This is a genomic window from Pseudomonas sp. CFBP13508, from assembly GCF_005233515.1.
Taxonomy (GTDB): Bacteria; Pseudomonadota; Gammaproteobacteria; order Pseudomonadales; family Pseudomonadaceae; genus Aquipseudomonas; species Aquipseudomonas mercuritolerans.
In genome coordinates, this window is the sequence record NZ_QFZZ01000001.1 from 547,488 (window position 1) to 567,855 (window position 20,368).

The 20,368-nt window shown below is 60.2% G+C and carries 17 protein-coding genes; 4 read left to right on the forward strand and 13 right to left on the reverse strand.

The annotated features are described in order from the left end of the window. Positions 1–8: 8 nt before the first annotated feature. From glgA to PspCFBP13508_RS02460, 6 genes are all read right to left on the reverse strand, one after another. Positions 9–1,595: a glycogen synthase GlgA gene (gene glgA, locus PspCFBP13508_RS02435; RefSeq protein ID WP_137213532.1), complete on the reverse strand. Its 1,587-nt coding sequence runs from the start codon at positions 1,593–1,595 to the stop codon at positions 9–11. Between the two features lie 590 nt (positions 1,596–2,185). After that, positions 2,186–3,139 carry a D-2-hydroxyacid dehydrogenase family protein gene (locus tag PspCFBP13508_RS02440; protein ID WP_137213533.1) on the reverse strand — a complete coding sequence of 318 codons (954 nt, stop codon included), beginning with the start codon at positions 3,137–3,139 and terminating at the stop codon, positions 2,186–2,188. A gap of 12 nt (positions 3,140–3,151) precedes the next feature. Further along, positions 3,152–4,198, reverse strand: coding sequence for an alpha/beta hydrolase (locus PspCFBP13508_RS02445; protein WP_137213534.1), 1,047 nt, complete (start codon positions 4,196–4,198; stop codon positions 3,152–3,154). 86 nt (positions 4,199–4,284) lie between these two features. Further along, positions 4,285–4,719: a YqaA family protein gene (locus tag PspCFBP13508_RS02450; protein ID WP_130887322.1), complete on the reverse strand. Its 435-nt coding sequence runs from the start codon at positions 4,717–4,719 to the stop codon at positions 4,285–4,287. Next, positions 4,719–5,165 (reverse strand): DUF411 domain-containing protein, encoded by a 447-nt coding sequence (locus tag PspCFBP13508_RS02455; RefSeq protein ID WP_137213535.1) that lies wholly within the window; start codon positions 5,163–5,165, stop codon positions 4,719–4,721. Before PspCFBP13508_RS02455 ends, PspCFBP13508_RS02450 begins: the two co-directional genes overlap by 1 nt. Before the next feature lie 240 nt (positions 5,166–5,405). Next, positions 5,406–7,397 (reverse strand): methyl-accepting chemotaxis protein, encoded by a 1,992-nt coding sequence (locus PspCFBP13508_RS02460; protein ID WP_137213536.1) that lies wholly within the window; start codon positions 7,395–7,397, stop codon positions 5,406–5,408. Positions 7,398–7,750: 353 nt separating this feature from the next. On the opposite strand from PspCFBP13508_RS02460, the gene PspCFBP13508_RS02465 reads away from it, so the two are divergent. After that, complete coding sequence (locus PspCFBP13508_RS02465; RefSeq protein WP_130912925.1) at positions 7,751–8,278, forward strand: hypothetical protein; 528 nt, start codon at positions 7,751–7,753, stop codon at positions 8,276–8,278. Between the two features lie 45 nt (positions 8,279–8,323). Here PspCFBP13508_RS02465 and PspCFBP13508_RS02470 read toward each other — a convergent pair whose 3' ends face one another. From PspCFBP13508_RS02470 to PspCFBP13508_RS02490, 5 genes are read right to left on the reverse strand one after another with little or no spacing between them, the layout of a single operon-like run. After that, positions 8,324–9,259 (reverse strand): GNAT family N-acetyltransferase, encoded by a 936-nt coding sequence (locus PspCFBP13508_RS02470; RefSeq protein WP_130912924.1) that lies wholly within the window; start codon positions 9,257–9,259, stop codon positions 8,324–8,326. After that, positions 9,228–10,538 (reverse strand): phenylacetate--CoA ligase family protein, encoded by a 1,311-nt coding sequence (locus PspCFBP13508_RS02475; RefSeq protein WP_137213537.1) that lies wholly within the window; start codon positions 10,536–10,538, stop codon positions 9,228–9,230. Before PspCFBP13508_RS02475 ends, PspCFBP13508_RS02470 begins: the two co-directional genes overlap by 32 nt. A 44-nt stretch (positions 10,539–10,582) precedes the next feature. Beyond that, the gene (locus tag PspCFBP13508_RS02480; RefSeq protein ID WP_137213538.1) at positions 10,583–12,985 is read right to left on the reverse strand and encodes an aldehyde dehydrogenase family protein; all 2,403 of its coding nucleotides are present in this window, start codon (positions 12,983–12,985) and stop codon (positions 10,583–10,585) included. 1 nt (position 12,986) lies between these two features. Then, positions 12,987–14,117: an acyl-protein synthase gene (locus PspCFBP13508_RS02485; RefSeq protein ID WP_137213539.1), complete on the reverse strand. Its 1,131-nt coding sequence runs from the start codon at positions 14,115–14,117 to the stop codon at positions 12,987–12,989. 9 nt (positions 14,118–14,126) lie between these two features. Further along, positions 14,127–15,374: an MFS transporter gene (locus PspCFBP13508_RS02490; protein WP_137213540.1), complete on the reverse strand. Its 1,248-nt coding sequence runs from the start codon at positions 15,372–15,374 to the stop codon at positions 14,127–14,129. A gap of 300 nt (positions 15,375–15,674) precedes the next feature. Here PspCFBP13508_RS02490 and PspCFBP13508_RS02495 point away from each other — a divergent pair, with 300 nt between their 5' ends. Then, the gene (locus PspCFBP13508_RS02495; RefSeq protein ID WP_016770563.1) at positions 15,675–15,863 is read left to right on the forward strand and encodes a hypothetical protein; all 189 of its coding nucleotides are present in this window, start codon (positions 15,675–15,677) and stop codon (positions 15,861–15,863) included. Positions 15,864–15,881: 18 nt separating this feature from the next. On the opposite strand, the gene PspCFBP13508_RS02500 is transcribed toward PspCFBP13508_RS02495, so the two are convergent. After that, on the reverse strand, positions 15,882–16,259 hold the full coding sequence (locus PspCFBP13508_RS02500) for a fe2+ zn2+ uptake regulation protein (RefSeq protein ID WP_130912919.1): 378 nt from the start codon (positions 16,257–16,259) through the stop codon (positions 15,882–15,884). A 243-nt stretch (positions 16,260–16,502) separates the two neighbouring features. Between PspCFBP13508_RS02500 and PspCFBP13508_RS02505 the strand changes: the two genes are divergently transcribed. Further along, a complete protein-coding gene (locus tag PspCFBP13508_RS02505) occupies positions 16,503–18,842 on the forward strand; it encodes an acylase (protein WP_137213541.1) in 2,340 nt (779 codons plus the stop codon). 52 nt (positions 18,843–18,894) lie between these two features. Here the strand turns inward: PspCFBP13508_RS02505 and PspCFBP13508_RS02510 are convergent, their stop codons facing one another. Continuing rightward, positions 18,895–19,896: a FecR family protein gene (locus tag PspCFBP13508_RS02510; RefSeq protein WP_130912917.1), complete on the reverse strand. Its 1,002-nt coding sequence runs from the start codon at positions 19,894–19,896 to the stop codon at positions 18,895–18,897. Positions 19,897–20,049: 153 nt separating this feature from the next. Between PspCFBP13508_RS02510 and PspCFBP13508_RS02515 the strand changes: the two genes are divergently transcribed. Then, positions 20,050–20,319, forward strand: a complete 270-nt coding sequence (locus PspCFBP13508_RS02515) for a PepSY domain-containing protein (protein WP_071172382.1) — start codon at positions 20,050–20,052, stop codon at positions 20,317–20,319. The last annotated feature ends 49 nt before the right edge of the window (positions 20,320–20,368 follow it).

Here is a 20,368-nt window from a genome sequence, read left to right on the forward strand (position 1 = left end):
CTCCCTGGTTATTTGTGGCTGGCTTTACCCAACGCCTTGGCGACCAGTTGTTCGTAAAGTTCGGCGTAGGGTTCAACCGCTTTGCTCCAGTTGAACGGTGCAGCCATGGCGCGGCAGCGCATGGCATTGAGCAATTCCGGGAAGGCGAAGACCTTGAACGCGCGGCTCAGGGCTTCCTTGTAGCTATCAACGGTGGACTCATCGAAGAGGAAACCGGTGACGCCGTTTTCAATGGTGTCGGCCAGACCGCCGGTGTTGCGCGCGACCGGCAACGAGCCGAAACGCTGGGCGTACATCTGGCTCAAGCCGCATGGTTCGTAACGCGACGGCATCAGCAGGAAATCGCTGCCGGCGAACATGCGCCGGGCATCGGTCTCGTTGAAGCCAATGCGTACGCCGATCTGGCCAGGAAAGCGCAGGGCCAGTTCACGCATGGCTTGCTCTTCTTCCGGCTCACCACGGCCGATGATCGCGATCTGGCCACCGTTCTGCACGATGTACTCGGACACCGCTTCGGTGAGGTCGAGACCTTTCTGATACACGAGACGCGAAACCACGGCGAACAACGGGCCAGTCGAATCGTTCAAGCCAAACAGCTCACGGACGTGCGCCGCGTTGATCGCTTTGCCTTCCCAGTCGCCGATGGCGAACGGGGCAAACAGGTGCGGGTCGGTCGCCGAATCCCAGCTCTCATCGATGCCGTTCGGGATGCCGCTGAGCAGGCCTTGCTGGGTCTTGGCGGCAAGGAAACCGTCGAGGCCACAGCCGAAGTCCGGGGTGGTGATCTCTTGCGCATACGTCGCGCTGACGGTGGTGATGTGGCTCGAATAGGCCATGCCGGCCTTGAGGAACGACATCTTGCCGTAGAACTCCATGCCTTCCTGTTGCAGGGCATGGGTGGGAATCCCCAGCTCCGGGCAGGAACCAAGGCTGGTCACGCCTTGATAGGCAAGGTTGTGAATGGTGAACAGCGTTGGCGTGCGCTGCCCGCGCCAGTGCATGTAAGCGGGCGCGAGGCCAGCCGGCCAGTCATGGGCGTGCACCAGATCCGGGCGCCAATGGATTTGCGCAAGATTGGCGGCGATGTCGGCAGCGGCGAGGCCGAGACGGGCGAAGCGGATATGGTTGTCCGGCCAGTCGCGACCGTTGTTGGCGCCGTAAGGGCCACCTTCACGCTCGTAGAGTTCAGGGCAGATCAACACGTAGATCACCAGGCCATCGGGCATGTCCATGCGCCCGATCTTGCAAGGTGGCAGCGCAGCGTGGCCACCCAGCTCGCCGATGATGTGAATCGGGTTTTCGCTGTGCACCACCTGCGGATAACCTGGGATCAGCACCCGCACATCATGCAGATGGGCCATGGCCCGGGGCAGGGCGGCAGAGACGTCACCGAGGCCGCCGGTCTTGACCAGATCGGCGATTTCCGAAGTCACGAACAACACTTTTTTCTTGTTGGGATTCTGGCTTGCTACCGGAGCAAGCGTCTTGGTGCCGGGTACGTTGATCTGTCGGCTGCCGGGAACACTGATGGTGCTCGATTCTCCAAGCGACTGGTGAGCACGCTCTCCCTGAATATCCAATGCCGCACTGATCATATGTATCTCCCGTGTGTGATCTGATTCTTGTCTCGAACAAGCTGTTTCGTGGCCAAGTCCTGTGGCCGGGCGCAAAGGCGCCACGCATCGGTGAGCAAATGCTGACCCAACACGCGCAAGCAGAATGGGTGGTGAGGCCGTTGCAAGGATTACACCAGTCGCTTTCGCCCAGTTGTTCTGATGACCTGTGGCGTGAAGCAAAAGTTTCGACTTTTTTTCGTCGGTATGACCGAGTGGTTTGGCCACTGAAAAATCAGTCTAGGCCAGATCCTAGAGCGGGCTGGGGCAAATGGGTAAATTGTTCGACAATCGGTTGTGTCGGGATGTAAGCGAGGGTTCAGGAGGGGAAACGCTCCGACGAAGGGCATGTTTTTCGGTGGGAGTGGGCCAAAACGGTGACTGAGCAGTCACGATTTTGTGCTAGGGGACGGGCCGGTTGCACCGTTGTGGTGCGAGGGTATTTCAGAGCGGTATCTGAGATGAGACCTTCGCGAGCAGGCTCGCTCCCACATTGGAACGCGTACAACCTGTGGGAGCGAGCCTGCTCGCGAAGAGGCCTGTTGCAGCAACTGAACTTTAAAGCGATGGAATCAATTCAACAGACGCACCGGCTCCCCAGCCGCCCAAGCCTGAATATCCTCGATCATCTGCCGGAAGAACTGCTCGTAATTCTGCCGACTGACATACCCCACATGCGGCGTGGCGAGCACGTTGTCCAGCGTGCGAAACGGGTGCAGGGCCGGCAAAGGCTCTTGCTCGAACACGTCCAGCGCCGCCCCGGCAATCCGCCGTTTCTGTAGCGCCTTGATCAACGCCGCTTCATCGACGATCGGCCCGCGAGCGGTGTTGACCAGCAGCGCAGTGGGTTTCATCCAGTCCAGCGCCTGGGCATCCACCAGACCGCGACTGCGCTCACTGAGCACCAGGTGCACCGACAGTACGTCGGCCTGTTCGAACAGTTGCTGCTTGCTGACGTACGTCACACCGGCCTGTCCAGCGCGTTCGGCCGTGAGGTTTTCGCTCCAGGCAATCACCCGCATGCCGAATACCTGGCCGAACTGCGCGACCCGCTGGCCGATGCTGCCCAAACCCAGGATTCCCAAGGTCTTGCCATGCAGGTCGCCGCCGAGTCCTTGTTGCCACAGGCCGGCGCGCAGGGCATTTGCTTCCTTCACCAGATCCCGGGTGGCAGCCATGATCAGCGCCCAGGTCAGTTCCGGCGCGGCGTGTTTATAGCTGTCGGTGCCGCAGACCTTGATGCCCAGCGCTGCTGCAGCCGGCATGTCCAGCGCGGCATTGCGCATGCCGCCGGTGACCAGCAACTTCAGATTGGGCAAGCGCCCGAGCAAGTCGGCGTCGAAACGCGTGCGTTCGCGCATGACGCAGATCACCTCGTACTGGCCGAGGCGCTCGGCCAGTGTCGCGTTGTCGGCCGGGTAATCATGCACAAAGGTCACTTCACCGATGCTCTCCAGCACGGACCAGTCGACCACGTCGCGAGCCACGTCCTGCCAGTCATCGATCACTGCAATCTGCACCGTCATCGGCTTACCTCATCATGGAGCGGAAGGAGTCTTGCCCAGCCAGCCGAGCAACGCCTGATGGAATTTCTCCGGTTCTTCCATCTGTGGCGCGTGGCCCATGCCCGGGAATTCGATCAGCGTCGACTGCGGAATCAGCTTGGCGACCTGTTTACCGAGCACCTCGTAATGACCGATTTTCGCTTTCACTTCCGGCGGTGCGAGGTCCTTGCCGATGGCCGTGGTGTCGGAGGTGCCGATCAGCAACAGGGTCGGCATCTTCAGATCCTTGAACTCGTAGTACACCGGCTGGGTGAAGATCATGTCGTAGATCAGCGCCGAGTTCCACGCGACCTGGGTCTTGCCCGGACCTTTGCTCAGACCTGCGAGCATGTCGACCCAACGATCGAATTCCGGCTTCCAGCGGCCATCGTAATAGGTGGTGCGCTCATAGTCGCGAATGCCCTTGGCCGTGACCTTCAACTCACGCTGATACCACTGATCGACGGTGCGATAGGGAACGCCGAGGGCTTTCCAGTCTTCCAGACCGATCGGGTTGACCATCGCCAATTGATCGACCTGCTCCGGGAACAGCAGCGCATAACGGGTGGCGAGCATGCCGCCGGTAGAGTGGCCGAGCAGGGTGGCTTTCTGGATACCCAGGGCTTTGAGCAGTTGCTGGGTGTTGGTGGCCAGTTGCTGGAAGCTGTACTGATAGTGCTCAGGTTTGCTGGAGGTGCAGAAGCCGATCTGGTCCGGCGCAATAACGCGGTAGCCGGCATCGCTCAAGGCCTTGATCGAGCTGTCCCAGGTCGCTGCGCAGAAATTCTTGCCGTGCATCAGCACCACGGTGCGGCCGTTGGCCTTGCCATTGGCGGCGACGTCCATGTAACCCATTTGCAGTTTCTGACCCTGGGATTCGAAGGCGAAGTGTTTAAGCGTGTAGGGATATTGGAAGCCTTGCAGCTCCGGGCCGTAGGCAGGCCCTTCGGCGGGGGCGGTTTCAGTGGCTGCGTGCGCCATTAATGGCAGGGCAGCGCTGAGGACGAGGCCGGGCAGCCAGCGGGAAAGCGTGACGGACATAAGCACAAACTCCTTGAAAATTGGCCGACTCTGGAAGGCGGGGATTACGCCGACGTTAAACAAAGGCAATCACACTGAGGGTTGGTTCAACCGAGCCAGCCCAGTGTCAGCAAGGCCAGCACGCCATAGCGCGCGCCTTTGGCCAGGGTGACGATCAACAGAAAGCGCCCGAGCGGTTCGCGCATGACGCCGGCTATCAAGGTCAGCGGATCGCCGATCACCGGCAGCCAACTGAGCAGCAGCGACCAATGCCCATAACGCTCGTAGTGCTTGCGTGCCTTGGCCATGTGCTTGGGATTGACCGGAAACCAGCGTCGATCCTGAAAGCGCTCGATGCCCCGTCCCAGCCACCAGTTGACCAGCGAACCGAGCACGTTGCCCAGCGTCGCTACCGCGAGCAAACCCCACAGCCAGTAACGCTCGCTGACGATCAGGCCGACCAGCAGCGCCTCGGACTGCAATGGCAACAAAGTTGCCGCACCAAACGCAGCAAAGAACAGGCCGAAGTAGGCTGCCCCCATCAATGGGCCGGGTAGTCCGCCACTACCACATCAGCGCCGTCCTTCTTCAGGCCGATCACTTGGTACGCATCGCTCATGCCGTCCATTTCCATGCCCGGCGAGCCCATTGGCATGCCCGGCGCAGCCACACCCAGCAGATCGTCGCGCTTGCTCAACGCAAGCACCTGATCGGCCGGCACATGGCCTTCGACGAATTTGCCATTGATGATCGCCGTGTGGCAGGACGCCAGACGCGGTGGTACGCCGTGCTGCTGTTTAAAGCTGCTCATGTCGCTTTCGACGTGGTCTTCGACTTTGAAACCATTGGCTTCGAGATGGCTGATCCACTTTTTGCAGCAGCCGCAATTGGCGTCGCGGTGCACTTCGATCGGGATCAGTTCGGCGGCTTGCGCCAGGGAGGAGATGAACAGGGCGCTCAGGGCGAGCAGACGCAGTTGGCTTCGCATGGGAATGGGCTCTCGACTCGGTGAAGGTCAGCAAGAACGCATTTTGACCGGTTTTTCCATCCCGGCATCAACTGAGTGTTTCCAGTTGCTACAAGACAGCCGAACCAATGTGGAAGCGAGCCTGCTCGCGAATGCGGTCGGCCAGCCGCAGCTACAGTGACTGAAAAATCGCTTTCGCGAGCAGGCTCGCTCCCACAGGGGATTGGCGTAAAGGCCAAAATCCCCGTGGTCGCGGTTGGCTTAACTGACCTTGAACCGCCCCATGATCGCGCTCACGCGGCTATTGGCTTCGAGCAATTGGCGGGTATTCAGCTCGCTGGCCTGGCCGCTCTGCACCAGTTCATCGACCATGTGGCGGATCTGCACCATGCTGCGGTTGATCTCTTCGGTCACTGCGCTTTGTTGTTCGGCGGCGGTGGCGATCTGCGTGCTGAGGCTGTTGATGTGGCTGACCGAACCGGCCATTTCGTCCAGCCCCGAGTTGACTCGGGCGGTGGCGTCAGCGGCGGACTGGCAACTGGCCTGGGTGTTTTCCATGGCACTGACCGAGGAACTCACGCCTTGGGTCAGACGGGTCAACATCTCGTTGATTTCCGAGGTGCTGGCCTGAGTGCGGGCGGCGAGGGCGCGGACTTCATCCGCCACTACTGCAAAGCCGCGACCCTGTTCACCGGCCCGGGCCGCTTCAATCGCCGCGTTGAGGGCGAGCAGGTTGGTTTGCCCGGCAATCGCTCCGATCACGCCGAGGATTTCGGTAATGCGCTGGGCGTCCTGCTGCATGTTTTCAACTTTGTGTGTAGCGCTGGCCACTTCGTCGATCAGCGCAACCACGCTGTTGGTCGCTTCACCCACCACGACGCGCGAGCGATCGGCGTTTTCATTGGCGCGCTGGGTGAACGCAGCGGTTTCAGCGGCATTCTGCGCCACGCTTTCAGCGGTGGAACTCATTTCGGTAATGGCGGTGACGGTCTGGTCGGTTTCCGAGGCGTGACGCAGCAGAATCTGGCTGGTGTGCGCCGAGGTGCGTTGCAGATTGTCGAGGCTGGAAGCCATGGCGCCGGTGGCCTGGGTGACTTCGCCGATCATGTTCTGCAGGTAGACGATGAAGGTGTTGACCGAATGGCCGATGGCACCCAGTTCGTCTTCGGCGCGAATGGTGATGCGGCGAGTCAGGTCGGCGTCGCCGCTGGACAGCGAATCGATGTTGGCTTTCAGAGCCTTCATGCGCTGTACCAGTTTGCGAATCGCGTAAACCTGCAACAGCACCAGCAGGATCACCAGTGGAATCTGGATCAGGCTGAGACTGTTGAGCACATCGTCACGCTGGGCGGTGAGCATCTTGGTCGGCAGGGCAGTGGCGAGGAACCACGGTGTGCCCTCGATAGGGCGCATGAAGAATGTGGCGTCTTCACCGTTGTTGTCGAACTCGACGCGTTGCGCTTTATCGCGGTTCTGCAGGCCGGTCTTGATCTGATTGACGAAGGTCGAGCTGGCCGCCAGTTCGCTGATGTTCTTCAACACGATCGGGCCGCTGATGCGCGAACTGTTGCTGATGATCTTGCCGTCAGCCTCGACGATAAGCATCTCGGCGTTGAGGTCTTTTTCCTTGCGTGCCACCAGGTCGTTGAAAAAGCCCAGGGTCACGTCGATGGTCGAGACGCCCCAGGCGCTGCCGTTCTTGTAGATCGCCATGGCGCAGTTGGTGCGCGGCTCGGCACTGGCGTCGTCCTTATAGGCAGCGGCCCACGCGCATTGGCCGCGCGGGGTGGCCATGCCGCCCTTGTGCCAGCTCTGGTCGTAGTAGTTGGGTGCGGCGTCGCTGTTCCAGAACGTATTGACCTTGAGCTGCCCCGAGGCATCGCGGTGCCAGAAGGTGCTGAACTTGTTGCGCCCGGCCTCGCGCTGGCCGGGCAACGGCCAGATACCGCCGCCAAAGACTTTCAGTTCGCCGTACTGATCCACCAGCCCGGGCAACACCACATCGATGGCGGCGCTGTCGAGCAGGGGGATGGTCTGGGTGATGCTGCGTTGCTGCGCCTGCACCTTGTTCAACTCGCCCTGAATCTGCACGGCGACTTCGGCGATGCGGTTGAGTACCACCTTCTCTTCGGTATCGCGCAGGGTCGGTGCGACCAACTGGCTGATGCCGACCACGGTCAGCACGGACAACAGCAGAATGAACAGAACCAGAAACAGCGTGTAGCGAGCCTGAATAGTGCGCAGTGCGGGCATGGAACTGATCCTTGAGCGGCGTTTTTTATTGGAAGGCAGGGTCAAAACAGGACGGGTATCACAGCGTATCGACTTAGCGCGCGGAAGCTTTAGGTACTTGCGTGCCTAAAGAACACAGGGCGATGACCGGTTGGTATCGGGATTGGTACATCCCTGGAAATCGACACGTTTGTTACATCCTGATGAACACTTTGAAGCAACGTTTGTGGGCTTTCGGCCCTGTCTCAGAATGTACGAGATTTGTAAAAAAGCGCACAAAAGGGTTGGTTGGATCAGGCGAAGCGGCCGATACTCGCGCCCATTCAAATCGTTGGACAAGGACATTTCATGCTCACTGCACAAGGAGTACTCGCATGACGATCGGCTATACCGGCGCCTGGGAAAGCAAGGCGGGCGTTCTGGTCCGTGATACCGGCGCGAAGAAGCAGGTTTCGCAGAGCGTCAAAGTGCAGCAGATGTTGACCCTGGTCGGTAACGATCCGAATGCACTGAATGTCGCGGAGATGGACAAACAGGGCTTGCGCAAGCAGATCAAGGGTTTCGACCCCGCCAACGTCTCCGTCAAGCAACTGGGCAACCTGAGCGAGTTTCTGCGCGGGCGCGGCCTGATTTCCGAGATCACCTCGATTACCTTGCTCAATGCCGGCGACAAGTTCGACCGGTTCGGCGTGCAGAAGGACCCGGAGGCTAAGTTCAACGCGCTGGAATATTTCGCCACGCAGCTCGATGCTATCCAGACCAACAGTCTCAATGGCAATTACTACGGCAAGAGCCTGATTCCCGAATTCAAGAAAGCCATTTACGTCCTGCAGAATCTCAAGACCTATGGTGAAGGCAACGCTGCCGTGCCATCCGACAAGGGCCTGACGGCCAAGGCATAAGCCCGCGCGCAGTTGAGCGGGCTCATGTCGTTTACTGGCGCTCGTTCAAACCGGCGGCAAATCACCACTGCCGATTTGCCGTCGTATCTGATCATGCAGCGTCTGCATGTGCGGGCAATGCAATGCCAGTTTGCGCGGACGGTAACCGCGATGGAACAACGCCAGCCATCCCCCGCAATTGTCATGCGCCGGCGCCAGGCCGGTGAAAGCGAAACCGATGGCGTTCAGGCTGTGCAGGTCCCCGGCAAAGTGTCGCGACAGCTGCAGATGAATCGAAATCAGCCAATGCCTGGGTAATGCTCTGAGCTGGCTGAGCAGTTCCGGGTCGAGTTTCTCCAGCAGCATTTCATGGCGATTGCCATGTTGTTCGACCTGGACCGAGGCCCCGCGCCAGCGTGTAGCGCCGGCCCCGACACCGAATACGTCCGCCAGTCTGTGCATGAACGTACGGCAGCTGGGGGGCCACACCTGCGCTGGCAGTGGTCGCTGATAACCATCGATGGCGCGAACGCCCACCACGATCGACTCTGGCATCTTGCAGCCGAAAGGTGAGCGGACGTAATCCGGGAGCAGTCCGGTGTTATGAAAACCGAGGTTGAGGGCCATGCGTTGGGTGTAAGGGTGATGGGTCACCTGTTTGATCGAAACGCTGCGACAGCCCAACGCCTGCGCGTGAGTGAGCAGTTGCTCGCCCAGCCGCGTGGCAATGTTCTGCCCGCGTGTGTCGGGATGTACGGCGCTCAACGCCAACTCGGCGTCGTGCGCTTTTTCGCTCTGCCGATACAAGGTCGCATGACCCCGGATCCGCTCGCCCTCGACTGCCACCAGTGAATGCCAGCGTTTATCCGCATGGTTCTGGTTGATCAGACAGGGCAGATACACGTCGATCTTCAGGTAACGGTCGCCATAAACCTCGCGAAACAGTTCGCTGACAGCAACCGCGTCGCTGTCACGGTAATTGCGCAGGACCAAAGATTCCATCAGACACCTCCCTGTCATTCCGGTCATAGCAGCGCAGATCAATCACCCGCAGTCGTTTGCCTGCGCGAGGATGACGTGCGAGATCCTCGAATTGGCAGCTTTGAATACGCAACGCCAGTAACCCTGCGGCCTGCAGGGGCAATATCCCGGGGTAGAGTTCGATCAGTCGCGCTTCAAGCTGGCCGAGCCTGCAGATCGAGCGTTCGTTGATCACGCATTTGAAGGTCAACACATCGCTGCCGTCGGCCTGCTCGATCAACAACTGCCAGTCGTTGCTGCCCGTGATGCATCGCACGGTTTCGCCGATTTCATCGGTTATCAGCGACAGAATGCCGACCCGAACACGCTGGCTGCTGGCGCTGCGGCCTTTCAAGGCGAATTTGCGTTGCGCGGTTCCAGCCGGTTCGCGCCAGCACGCCAGATCACCCACGGGATAGCGGATCAGCGGCATCAGGCGCCGATGCAGATTGGTCAACACCAGCAGACCTGTTTGCTCGCAGGCCTCGATCGTTGCGCCGCTGTGCTGATCGACAATCTCCAGCAGGACGTGGCCGTCGGGCGTGCGATGTTCGCCTTCCATGCAGTCACGATGACTGGCACCGATAAATCCACCGTCGACGCTGGCGTAACCGATCGAGGCAATGCGCGCGTTGGGCAGCACTTGCTCAAGGAGTTGGCGCTGTGAGGCAAACAGGCTCTCCCCGCCGTAAAGCACGGTATCAACCAACGGTAACGCAAGGTTGCGTTGCTTGAGCCAACTGGCGAAGGTCAATAGTTGCGCTGGCACGCCAGCCAGCACGTTGATCCGGTGCTGGGCGATGGCATCGGCCAACTTCAGCGGATCGACCTCACCGGTAAACGGAAACTCGGTGATCGCTGTTTCAACATGGGCCAGCGAATCATGGATAAACAGAAAACTGGCGTACAGGTCGCCAGCGAAAAACAGATTGGCGACACGGTCGCCAGGGCTGAATTGACCGCTCAGACTGCGGCCGAAATCTTCGACCGTGCGTTGCCATTCAGTGCGGGTATAGACCGAAAGCCTGCCGCCGCCGGTGGAGCCACCGGTCTTGAAGACCAAGGCGTGTTCAATGGGAGCTGTCAGTACCGGCCAGTGCGCCAGATCCGCACTGTCTTTCCAGAAATCTGCCGGATCAAGCAACGGTAATTCGCACAGCGAGTTTATTGCCTCGGGAACATCGGCGAGGCTGTTCTTGTAGTAGGGCGAATGCTCACGGGCATAACCCGTCAATTCGCTAATCGGGTCGGTTGTTTTCACGATGTATTCTTCTTGATTCGAATGAGCTGGCTCACGCTCGAACGTCAGCGGCGTGAGTCGATGACCAGCGGCGTTTTGCCGCTGTGTCTGTTTTGAATGAAATTCGCGGGCGAGCACTGCTCGATGCGCAGGACCAGCAGTCCGCTGTCGATGACGGTCATCAATGTCAGGTAATCGGCGAGACGGGTTTTAGCGATGTCTGCTGCGAGTTCGCAGCGCAGTTGCATGCGCTCGACGCCGTCAGCGCTGTGGTCCAGCTGCAACTGAAACGGAACTTGCAGCCGCGACGCCAATTCGCTCAGGGAGATAAAGTCAGTGCCGATACGCAGCAACCTGCCGTGGCGTTGCAACAGTTCGAAGCGAGGGGACTTCAGCCCACAGGCGCAGGCGCCCGGCAGCCAGCGCCCGGTGTCGCCAATCTCATAACGCTGCACGCGTTGGCCACCGTCGCGGGCGAGCGAGGTCACCAGCAGCCGCCCCACCTGATCACCCGCAACCGGCACATCTTCTTCGAACGCAACGATTTCCAACTGCTGGATATCGCTCATCAAATGGAAAACCCCATCGGCCGAAGCCTGGCAGGCATGGCCAAGTGGGCCGGCATCGACGCTGCCGTAGATCGCCGAGCGAATCGTCGATACGCCACAGCGGCGCAGCAATGCCCGGTTCTGCTCGCTCAGGTGCTCGCCACCCAAAAAGACTTTTTCGACCCCACCATAAATGCGCAGACACTCCTGCTCGTTGAGAAACAGGCGATGCAGCGTGGCTGGCATACCCACCAGCACGTTGACCCGCTGATCGATGATCAGCTGGGCAATCTCACGATAATCGTCATCTGTAGGAGCGGCCATGGGCAGGTGCGTCACCTCAAGCAGTTCCAGCGCTTTGCTGAAGCTGAGAAAACCGCCATACAGCCCGCCGCAGAAGAACAGGTTCATGACCCGATCCCGCGCCGGATCAAGGCCACCGGCGAACAGACCGTCTGCGGTTGCGCGCATTTGCCGATCGAAGTCGCGATAACTGTAGCCGGCCAGAGCAGGGGTGCCGCTGCTGCCTCCAGAACGGAAATACAACTGCGCCTGATCGTTGATGGGCTGGGCGACGAAGGCCTGTTTGTCCATGATCGCAGTGCATGGCTTCGCTGGTAACGGCGCTGAATCGAAACTGGCCTGATTCGACAGATGCGTGGCCTCCAGACACACCGATACGCGTCGACTCAGGCGTTGCAGCGCGTAGACGCCGTCATGGGGTTCGCCTGCGTAACCGTCGTGAATGCCGCTGATCGGTGCGATCCGCGTGACCCCGGCAGCGATCAGCGCATGGCAAAGCTCGACAATGCGCGGTTGAGCACACGCCAACGCACAACTTTGCAGCACATTGCGCCACGGCAGCAGGGTGGCGCTCAGCAGCGCCTGCGGCACTGGATGCAGCAGTACGCTGCGAAACAGCGGTGAAGGCGCAAGCTGCTGGTCGTGCGCCCAGATCACCCGCCAGCCCGCGCCGTTCCAGACTTGCCCGGTGTGACCGGCGAAACTCTGGCCGAGGCGGGCCATCTGCGTGTGCGTGGTAATTTGCGAGGCCTCCTGGATTGTCGGTACCAGTGCCGGCCATTGCGCGGCGCGTCGTTGCAGCGCCTGCGCCAGGCGTTCTCCGATATCGCGCAACACCTGCGGATCATCGCTGTCGACCAGCAGCCATTGCGGGCTCGAGCAGGCCTGCTGATCCAGTCGGCAGACTTCGTCGGCGACGGCATCGAGGGTTCGCGGCGTCGCAGTTTCTGCACAGAGATACACAAAGCTGATGCGATGCCCCCAATCGATCCAGCGACAACCCGGCGCCAGCTGTTGCCGAATCGCTTGCAACGCCGCTTCGCCACCCCATGCCGCAACACCGTTGGCGTGCTTGCACAATTGGCCGATCTGTTCGGTATCAGCCGGGACGACTGCGACGTAACCGGCCAGGTGTCCGCTCGGATCACAGTCCACCAATGCGCTGAGCAGTCGTGCCGTCAGGCCCTGATCGCTGCGGCTGGGGCGCAGCCAGTTGATGTTGCCGGCGAGCAGACTCTCGACCACCGCACAAAAGGCCAGCAACGGCGCGTTGGCGGGAGTGATGTGCACCACCAGCCCGAGTGGGCGCCACGCTTCGAAGCGCGGCTGGCGATAATCGATGCGACGCAGAGAGTCGGGATCGGCGCCAAGTTCGCGCTCGCGTTTAGAGATCAAGGCCTCGGGCCGGCAGAAATCCATCAGGGCCTGACGCTGCTCGTTGTCGAGGGGCAGATTCGTCGGTGCGCTACGCAGTCGGTCGGTAAACCTCGCCACTGCCTTGATGACCTGGCTGCTGTCGATTGCCGTCGCCAAGAGCTGCGGCAACTTTTGTTGCAACTCTTGCAGCGCTTGGTCGAGTTGGTAAACGTCGTGCAGTTGTCCATTGAGCAAATACATATCAGTGACTTCCCAATAATTCGGCGGCGGCCATTGCACAGCTCCTGCCCGCCGTGGTGCCGGCGCGGCCGTGCAGTTCGAACCAGTCGCTGGTCAATCCGCAGCCGCAGCTTGCGCCCGGGTGCAGCGTGGCCAGGTCGCTCATGACCACGGCGTGGGCCGGGCTGGAGGTGATATAGGGCGAGACGAAGCCGAGCAGGCCTGGTTGGCCATGGGGCAGCAGGGAAAAATCTACCGGGTCGCGAATCAGCACCCGCGAATACACCGGCACATGAAAGCGGTGCCGGGCGCATTCGATGTAAGGCACCGCGTGTTCGACAGCGCCATAACCGTCGCGGCAGCGGCCGGGTTCGATGCCCAGTTGCCGATGGATATGTGCGTAGAACTGCTGTTTGGGAATTTCCTGCGTGGTCTGGTTTTTCCAGCCACCGCCAAAAAACGCCAGTGAACCGGCGGGCAGTTGCAGGTCCTGCACAGCGGTAGCCTGCATGCGTTGCAGCGCCTGCCAGAGAAACGCCGGGAAGCCGAAAATCCTTACCGGCAAACCTTCTTCAGCGAATGACTGCAACGCGGCGATGACGCCGAACACGTCGAACTGATGGCCGCTACCGGTGCTGCGCAAGGCATAAACCACGCGATTGGCCGGGGCGAACTGACAGAGAAACTGGTCGGTGAACGACGTTCCCAGGGTAATGCGCCCCTCAGGCTCATAGCTGAGCAACAGGTAATTGCACGGCGTATCGGGAGTGTCCCAGCCGTAGTGGCGAAATATCTGCGCAACCATGAACTGCGCCCGAGCAAGACTGCGTTCGTCGTAACGCATGCGGCTTTTCTGCCCGCTGGTGCCTGATGAAGTCAGTTCGAGGGCGTCCGTCCCCGTGCTGCTCAGCAGCAGGTGTTGCTTGAAGAAACTGGCAAAGATCGGCGGCAGACGCGACCAGTCATCAAGGCTGTCGAGATCCTTCGGCGCCAGTCCATGAACGCTGAGCCAGTGGGCGTAACCCGGGGTGTGATCGCAGTGAAAGCGGCTGATTTCAGCCATCGCCCGATCAAACAGGTCAGCCGGGGCGGAATCAGCGCAATAGGGGGCCGTCAACGCGCAGAGCGCGTCGGCAAAGGGCAAGTCGATCATCAATGTTCCTTATTGAGGCGAGGCGACATCCGGCGTGGTGGTTTGCAGCAGTCGGTACACCATGGGCAGACACATCAACCCGCCGAACGCGGCCCAGAGAGCGAAGTATTCAAGACGGCTGCCGCCACCGATGGCCGCGATCAGCGAACCGCCAAGTCCCATGACGGCGATCGAGATCATGCCTGTCAGCGCCGACACCAGGCCTTTGCTGTCATCGCTGGAAAACAGCGCAATCCGATACACCGCCGCGTTGCTCATGCCCAGCCCGACGGCGTACAGCGCCAGGCTGGCGACCACCGGCCCAAGCCCCTCGCCGAGCAAGGCGCATGCCGCCAACAGCAGCAGGCCCAGACAGAACGGCCAGAGCGCCAGTTGAATCAATTGCTGCAATGTATGGGTGCGCAGCACGCGATCGAGAAGCAGGTTGCCGGCAATAACCGCGGCGAACACCGGAATCTGCCACAGGCCATATTCCAGCGGCGTCAGCTCCAGAACCCGTACCAACAGCAACGGTGCCAGGCCAATCCAGGCAATCAGCGGCAGACTCATAAGGCCCAGCGCCAGACTGGCGCAGAGAAAGCGCGGATTGCCCAACAGCGTGCCATAGCGTTGCGCAGTGAGACGCCAGGAGAAAGACACTGTCGGGTTTCGATGCCCGTCGCGGCGCTCGACGCCCACGGTTTCCGGCATCCACAGCAACAGGCCGAGCCAGACCAGCGCCGCTGCGAAACCAAGCAGCAGAAAGATCTCCCGCCAGTTCAGCCATTCCAGCAGCAGGATGCCAAGCAGCGGCCCGAGCAGCGGCGACAACAAGGCGATATTCCCCAGCAGGGCCATGAGCCTGACCGCGTCGGCTTCGCAGAACACTTCCTGAAGCGCCGGGTAACTCACCGCGACGACAAACCCCAGGCCCATGCCCTGCAACACACGTAACAGGTTGAAGGCTTCAATGCTGTCGCTGAAAAATGCTGCCACGCATGAACCACCGAACAGCGCGCTGCCGCTCAATAACAGTGGCCGGCGCCCGAATTGATCGGACAAAGGCCCGAGTAACCATTGCAGGCAAACACCGCCCAACAGATACAGATTGAACGCATTGGGCACATGCCGCGCGTGCGCCTCAAGTTCGCTCGTGACATCCAGCATCGCCGGCATGATCACGTCACTGCCCATATACGTGAGAAGTTCGAAAGTGGTCAGCGCCAGACAGAAACCTGCAGTCTGGCGGGGGCTGATGTTTATAAGTGTGCTCTGCATGAACATCCCTGTTTTAACAGCTGTGGAAAGTTCGCAGAGCCTAGGTGCAGACACGCGGCTCACCTAGCCGTTTGCTGCGTCAGCAGATTTCAAAAACTCTCGGCATGTTTACAGGGTCGGCGCAGCGCAAGAGGTGTTTGCAGTGGAGCGAGTGGTGGTGCCGTGCCTTGCGGTTGAGCCGCATGCAGCCAAAACGCTTCGGCGGCTGTAACATGACAGCCCGTTTGCAGCGACGCGTCCGCGCATCGGCAAGCGCATGAACATGCGCACAGATCTATTCCAACGTTTCAGGAAACCGCAATGACCCAGAAGCAACGCTTGATTTATTCGATTCTGATCGCCCTGTCCGTGTTGGCGATCATGCTGGGCCTGTCCTGGCTGCAAAATGCCGGGATGATCACCGAGAAGACCTTCCAGTACGTCGCCATCGGTGTCGCCGTGGTTGTGGTGGTGATCAATGGTGTGATGCGCCGCAAGGTCAAGCCGTAACGGCGGGCACCCAGGGCCTCATTCGTTGTTGAGGACTGCTGCAGCCTGTGGGTGCAGGCTGTAACTCTTGTCGGCGTTGAAGGTGATCACGCCTTCGGCGCACAAGCGTTTAAGCACTTCGCGCACGCTCAGAAAGGACAGCGGCACATCGAGATCGAGCAATTGACCATGCACACCGCGCACGCCCAGGCGACGATTGCTCTGTGCCGCCACCAGCAGGGCATCGATGACTTTCAGCCGAATCAGGCTGGTGCGCAGGCCGAAACTCTTCAATAACACGCGAATACGCTCATTGCCCGGACGCTCGCCGCGCTGAGGGAAACTGCCGGTGTGCGAACTCATGGATACGCCCTGTGGCGTCTGGCTACCGTCCGATGGTAGTTGCGAGTTGTACATGCGATTACTCCTTTTCAGAGCCAGATCGGGAAAGGTTTTGTTGCGCTCTCTAAACAAGACGTTTCAGCGCGACAAATCATGAAAGAAAAGATGTAGAAATTTCGTCGCTAATTCGTCTCGGCCGTGTGATGACGACTTTGCCTGGATGGAATGCTCGCTAAATTTTTTTCATCAGTTTCGTTTCTTCGACAGGCTCATTGCGCGTGGACGCGTGGGCAATTGACCTTTCGAGCAGGAGCGAGCGTGATCATTTCCAGGCAACTCACCGGGCTGGCCCTCGCCGGCACCCTATTCGGACTGAGCCTGTCGGCCCATGCACTGAGTCCGGCTGCACAAACGAGCGCGGACATTCGCCGCACCAGCTTCGGCGTGCCGCACATTCGCGCCGAAAACGAACGCGGGCTGGGTTTCGGCATCGGTTACGCCTACGCCCAGGACAACCTGTGTTTGCTGGCCAACGAAATTGTGACGGTCAACGGCGAGCGCTCACGTTACTTCGGCCCGGAACAGTTCACTGTCGAACAGCGGGAAAACCGCGTCAGTGATGTCTTCTTCACCTGGCTCAATACCCCTGAAGCGGTCGAGACCTTCTGGCAGGCGCAACCGGTGCAGGTCCGCGACCTGGTCGAAGGTTATGCCGCCGGGTACAACCGCTATCTGGGCGAACGTCGTCAGAAGGGGCTGCCGCAGCAATGTCAGGGTGAGTGGGTCCGTGATATCAGTGCCCGCGATCTGGTCAAACTGACGCGGCGCCTGTTGGTAGAAGGTGGGGTGGGACAGTTCGCTGAGGCTCTGGCCGGCGCCACGCCGCCGCGAGCCACCGCGCAAGTCGAGCGCAACGCCCAGGCGTTTCAACTGGCCGACGCACGTCAGCAGCGTTTCGCCCTGGATCGCGGCAGTAATGCCGTGGCGGTCGGCAGCGAGCGTTCATTCAATGGCCGTGGCATGTTGCTGGCCAACCCGCACTTCCCTTGGGTCGGGGGCATGCGTTTCTATCAGATGCACCTGACCATCCCCGGCAAGCTCGATGTGATGGGCGCTGCGTTGCCGGGCCTGCCGATGATCAACATCGGTTTCAACCAGCACCTGGCCTGGACCCATACCGTCGATTCGTCGAAACACTTCACGCTGTATCGCCTGCAACTCGATCCGCAGGATCCGACCCGGTATCTGCTTGACGGCAAGTCGCTGCCGCTGAATAAACAGACGGTCACCGTGCAGGTCAAGCAGGCTGACGGCCAGATCGTACCGGTGGCGCGCAACATTTATAGCTCGCAGTTCGGTCCGATCGTGCAATGGCCGGGCAAACTCGACTGGGACAAGCAGTACGCCTACAGCTTGCGCGATGCCAACCTCGATAACGATCGCGTACTCAAACAGTGGTATGCGATGAACCAGGCCCGCAATCTCCACGATCTGCAAGACGCGGTGCAGAAGATTCAGGGCATCCCGTGGGTCAACACCCTGGCAGCGGATGACAAGGGCCAGACGCTGTACATGAACCTGTCGGTGGTGCCGAACGTCAGCGCGGAAAAACTGGCCAAGTGCAGCGACCCGCGTCTTGGTCTGCGCATGATTGTGCTGGACGGTTCCAACAGCGGCTGTGCCTGGGATGTCGATCCGCAAGCGGCGCAGAAGGGCATTTTCGCCTCCAGCGAGTTGCCGCAACTGTTGCGCAAGGATTTCGTGCAGCATTCCAACGACTCGGCGTGGCTGGCCAACCCGGCGCAACCGCTCACCGGCTATTCGCCGCTGATCAGCCAGGAAGGACAGCCGCTGGGCCTGCGCTCGCGATTCGCGCTTGATCGTTTGGCTGAGCTGAGCAAAAAAGGCCCGTTGGCGGTCGGGGATCTGCAGCACATGGTGATGGACGATCAGGTGTACCTGGCGGCGCAGATCATGCCGGATCTGCTGAAGTTCTGCGGCGCCGATCTGGGGAGCGATGCGGCCACGCTGAAGCCGGTCTGCGCCAGCCTCAAAGCCTGGGACGGCCGCGCCAACCTGGATTCCGGACTCGGTCTGGTGCATTTCCAGAACATCATGCAGGCTCTGCTCGAGTCGCCGGACATCTGGCGCGTCGCGTTCAACCCGGCTGATGCGCAACACACTCCGCGCGGCCTTGCGGTCGAACAACCGGCTGTGGCCAAGGCGCTGCGTGAAGCGATGCTGGCTTCAGTCGCGCTGGCCGGCAAAATGGGCCTGGAGCCGGACATGCGCTGGGGTGACATCCAGGTGGTCAGCAGCGGCGGGCAACAAACGCCGATTCACGGTGGACCGGGTACGCTGGGCATCTACAACGCGATGCAGAGCATGCCCCGCGAGGACGGCAAACTCGAGGTGGTCAGTGGCACCAGCTACCTGCAAGTGGTGAGCTTCGACGAAAAAGGCCCTCACGCCCAAGGGCTGCTGGCATTTTCGTTATCCAGTGATCCGGCGTCGCAATATTCGCGTGACCAGACCGAGGCGTTTTCGAAGAAACAGTGGAGTGTGTTGCCTTTCACCGAGCAGCAGATTCAGGCGGATCCTCAATATCAGGTGCAGACGATCAAGCTGGATCAGGCAGGGAAGGTGGCAGCGCAGTAAACAGTCGTCGCCTGAAACAAACGAAGGCCGCCTCCCGCAAGGGACGCGGCCTTCAGCTTTTCGGCGGACGCTGCGGCATCGAGTTGATCACCGGATTGCCTTCCTTGTTGCGGGTCAGGTAGACCGGCAGCACTTTCGGCAGGGTGTTGGCGAGGTTGTTCATCTCTTTGATGTTGTAGACGCCGCCCACGCGGATCGCGCCGGTGCTGGTGTCGGCGAGCATCAACGGCTTGTCGAGGTAACGATTGATCAGCGGCAGGGCGTCGTGAAGCGCAAGGTTGTCGAGCACCAGTCTGCCGCTGCGCCACGCCAGTGAAGTGTCGCCTGGGTAGGTCTGGCTGATCTGCGGGGCGTAATCGCCATGTCGGTAGCGTGCCTGCATCGAGGGGCTCAGGCGCAGGCCGTCGCCCGGCAGATCGCGATTGCTGCTGACCAGCACCGAACCTTCGACCAGATTGACCCGCACCTGATCCTCATACATCCATACGTTGAACCGGGTGCCGGTCACGCGGATCTTGCCGTCGCCGGCACGCACTACGAATGGATGCCCGGTGTCGTGACTGACGTTGAAAAACGCTTCACCCTTGTTCAGGGTAACGCGACGTTCATGTTTGTAATTGCTGAAGGTCAGGTCGGTGTTGAGGTTGAGTTCCAGCTGGCTGCCGTCACCCAGCGTGACCCGACGCACACTGTCGGTGGCGGCGTAATGCTGATAACTGTTGGGCAGCCAGCCCAGACTCCAGCCGCTGTAAGCCGCCAGCGGCAGGGCGAGGGCGCATGCTGCGGCAATGACCGCGAACTTGCGCCACGGTCGCGAAGGCTTGCGTTGTGCGGCCAGCTCACCCGGCTCGGTTCGAGGCAGATCCCCGGCCACTTCCCAGATTTCCTGCATCGCTTCGTATTCAAAGGCATGCAACGGATGGGCTTCGTGCCAGGCTTCAAATGCGCGACGCTCCTCGTCCGTGCAGTCAGCGGCGTGCAGACGCATGCACCAATGCGCGGCGGCATCGGTGATCGCATCGTATTCGGCTTCCGAGAGAGTGTCTTGGGTCATTGACTCGTCCTGATTTCGCTCATTCTAACCTCGCCGGCAGGCTGCCGAGAACATCCGTCATGGCATTTACCCATCAACGTGGAACTTATTTTTCCCTGTGGCGCCCAAAAAAACAGGAAGCAACTGCCTACTATCCATAAATGGAGTGAAAAAATGATCAAAAAGACATTCGCAGCCCTGATTGCCACCGCCGGTTTGCTCAGCGCCGGTGCCGCCCTGGCCGACAAACCGGGCGCGGGCTGGATAACCATCGAGAAAGCCATCGAGGTCGCCAAGACCAAGGCCGGCTATGTCGAGGTCTATGAGATCGGCGCTGACAATGACGGTTACTGGGAAGGCGAAGGGCGCAAGGCCGATGGCAGCGTCTATGAGTTCCGTATCGATGGCGCTTCCGGCAATGTGCTGCGTGACCAGAAGGATTAAGCCTCCCATACAGATTGTTGGAAAAGGTGCGCCGGCGTTGAGCCGGCGC

Coding starts and splice junctions, on each gene's coding strand:
- glgA (WP_137213532.1), bottom strand. CDS start 1,595: ATGATCAGTGCGGCATTGGATATTCAGGGAGAGCGTGCTCACCAGTCG.
- PspCFBP13508_RS02440 (WP_137213533.1), bottom strand. CDS start 3,139: ATGACGGTGCAGATTGCAGTGATCGATGACTGGCAGGACGTGGCTCGC.
- PspCFBP13508_RS02445 (WP_137213534.1), bottom strand. CDS start 4,198: ATGTCCGTCACGCTTTCCCGCTGGCTGCCCGGCCTCGTCCTCAGCGCT.
- PspCFBP13508_RS02450 (WP_130887322.1), bottom strand. CDS start 4,719: ATGGGGGCAGCCTACTTCGGCCTGTTCTTTGCTGCGTTTGGTGCGGCA.
- PspCFBP13508_RS02455 (WP_137213535.1), bottom strand. CDS start 5,165: ATGCGAAGCCAACTGCGTCTGCTCGCCCTGAGCGCCCTGTTCATCTCC.
- PspCFBP13508_RS02460 (WP_137213536.1), bottom strand. CDS start 7,397: ATGCCCGCACTGCGCACTATTCAGGCTCGCTACACGCTGTTTCTGGTT.
- PspCFBP13508_RS02465 (WP_130912925.1), top strand. CDS start 7,751: ATGACGATCGGCTATACCGGCGCCTGGGAAAGCAAGGCGGGCGTTCTG.
- PspCFBP13508_RS02470 (WP_130912924.1), bottom strand. CDS start 9,259: ATGGAATCTTTGGTCCTGCGCAATTACCGTGACAGCGACGCGGTTGCT.
- PspCFBP13508_RS02480 (WP_137213538.1), bottom strand. CDS start 12,985: ATGTATTTGCTCAATGGACAACTGCACGACGTTTACCAACTCGACCAA.
- PspCFBP13508_RS02485 (WP_137213539.1), bottom strand. CDS start 14,117: ATGATCGACTTGCCCTTTGCCGACGCGCTCTGCGCGTTGACGGCCCCC.
- PspCFBP13508_RS02490 (WP_137213540.1), bottom strand. CDS start 15,374: ATGCAGAGCACACTTATAAACATCAGCCCCCGCCAGACTGCAGGTTTC.
- PspCFBP13508_RS02495 (WP_016770563.1), top strand. CDS start 15,675: ATGACCCAGAAGCAACGCTTGATTTATTCGATTCTGATCGCCCTGTCC.
- PspCFBP13508_RS02500 (WP_130912919.1), bottom strand. CDS start 16,259: ATGTACAACTCGCAACTACCATCGGACGGTAGCCAGACGCCACAGGGC.
- PspCFBP13508_RS02510 (WP_130912917.1), bottom strand. CDS start 19,896: ATGACCCAAGACACTCTCTCGGAAGCCGAATACGATGCGATCACCGAT.
- PspCFBP13508_RS02515 (WP_071172382.1), top strand. CDS start 20,050: ATGATCAAAAAGACATTCGCAGCCCTGATTGCCACCGCCGGTTTGCTC.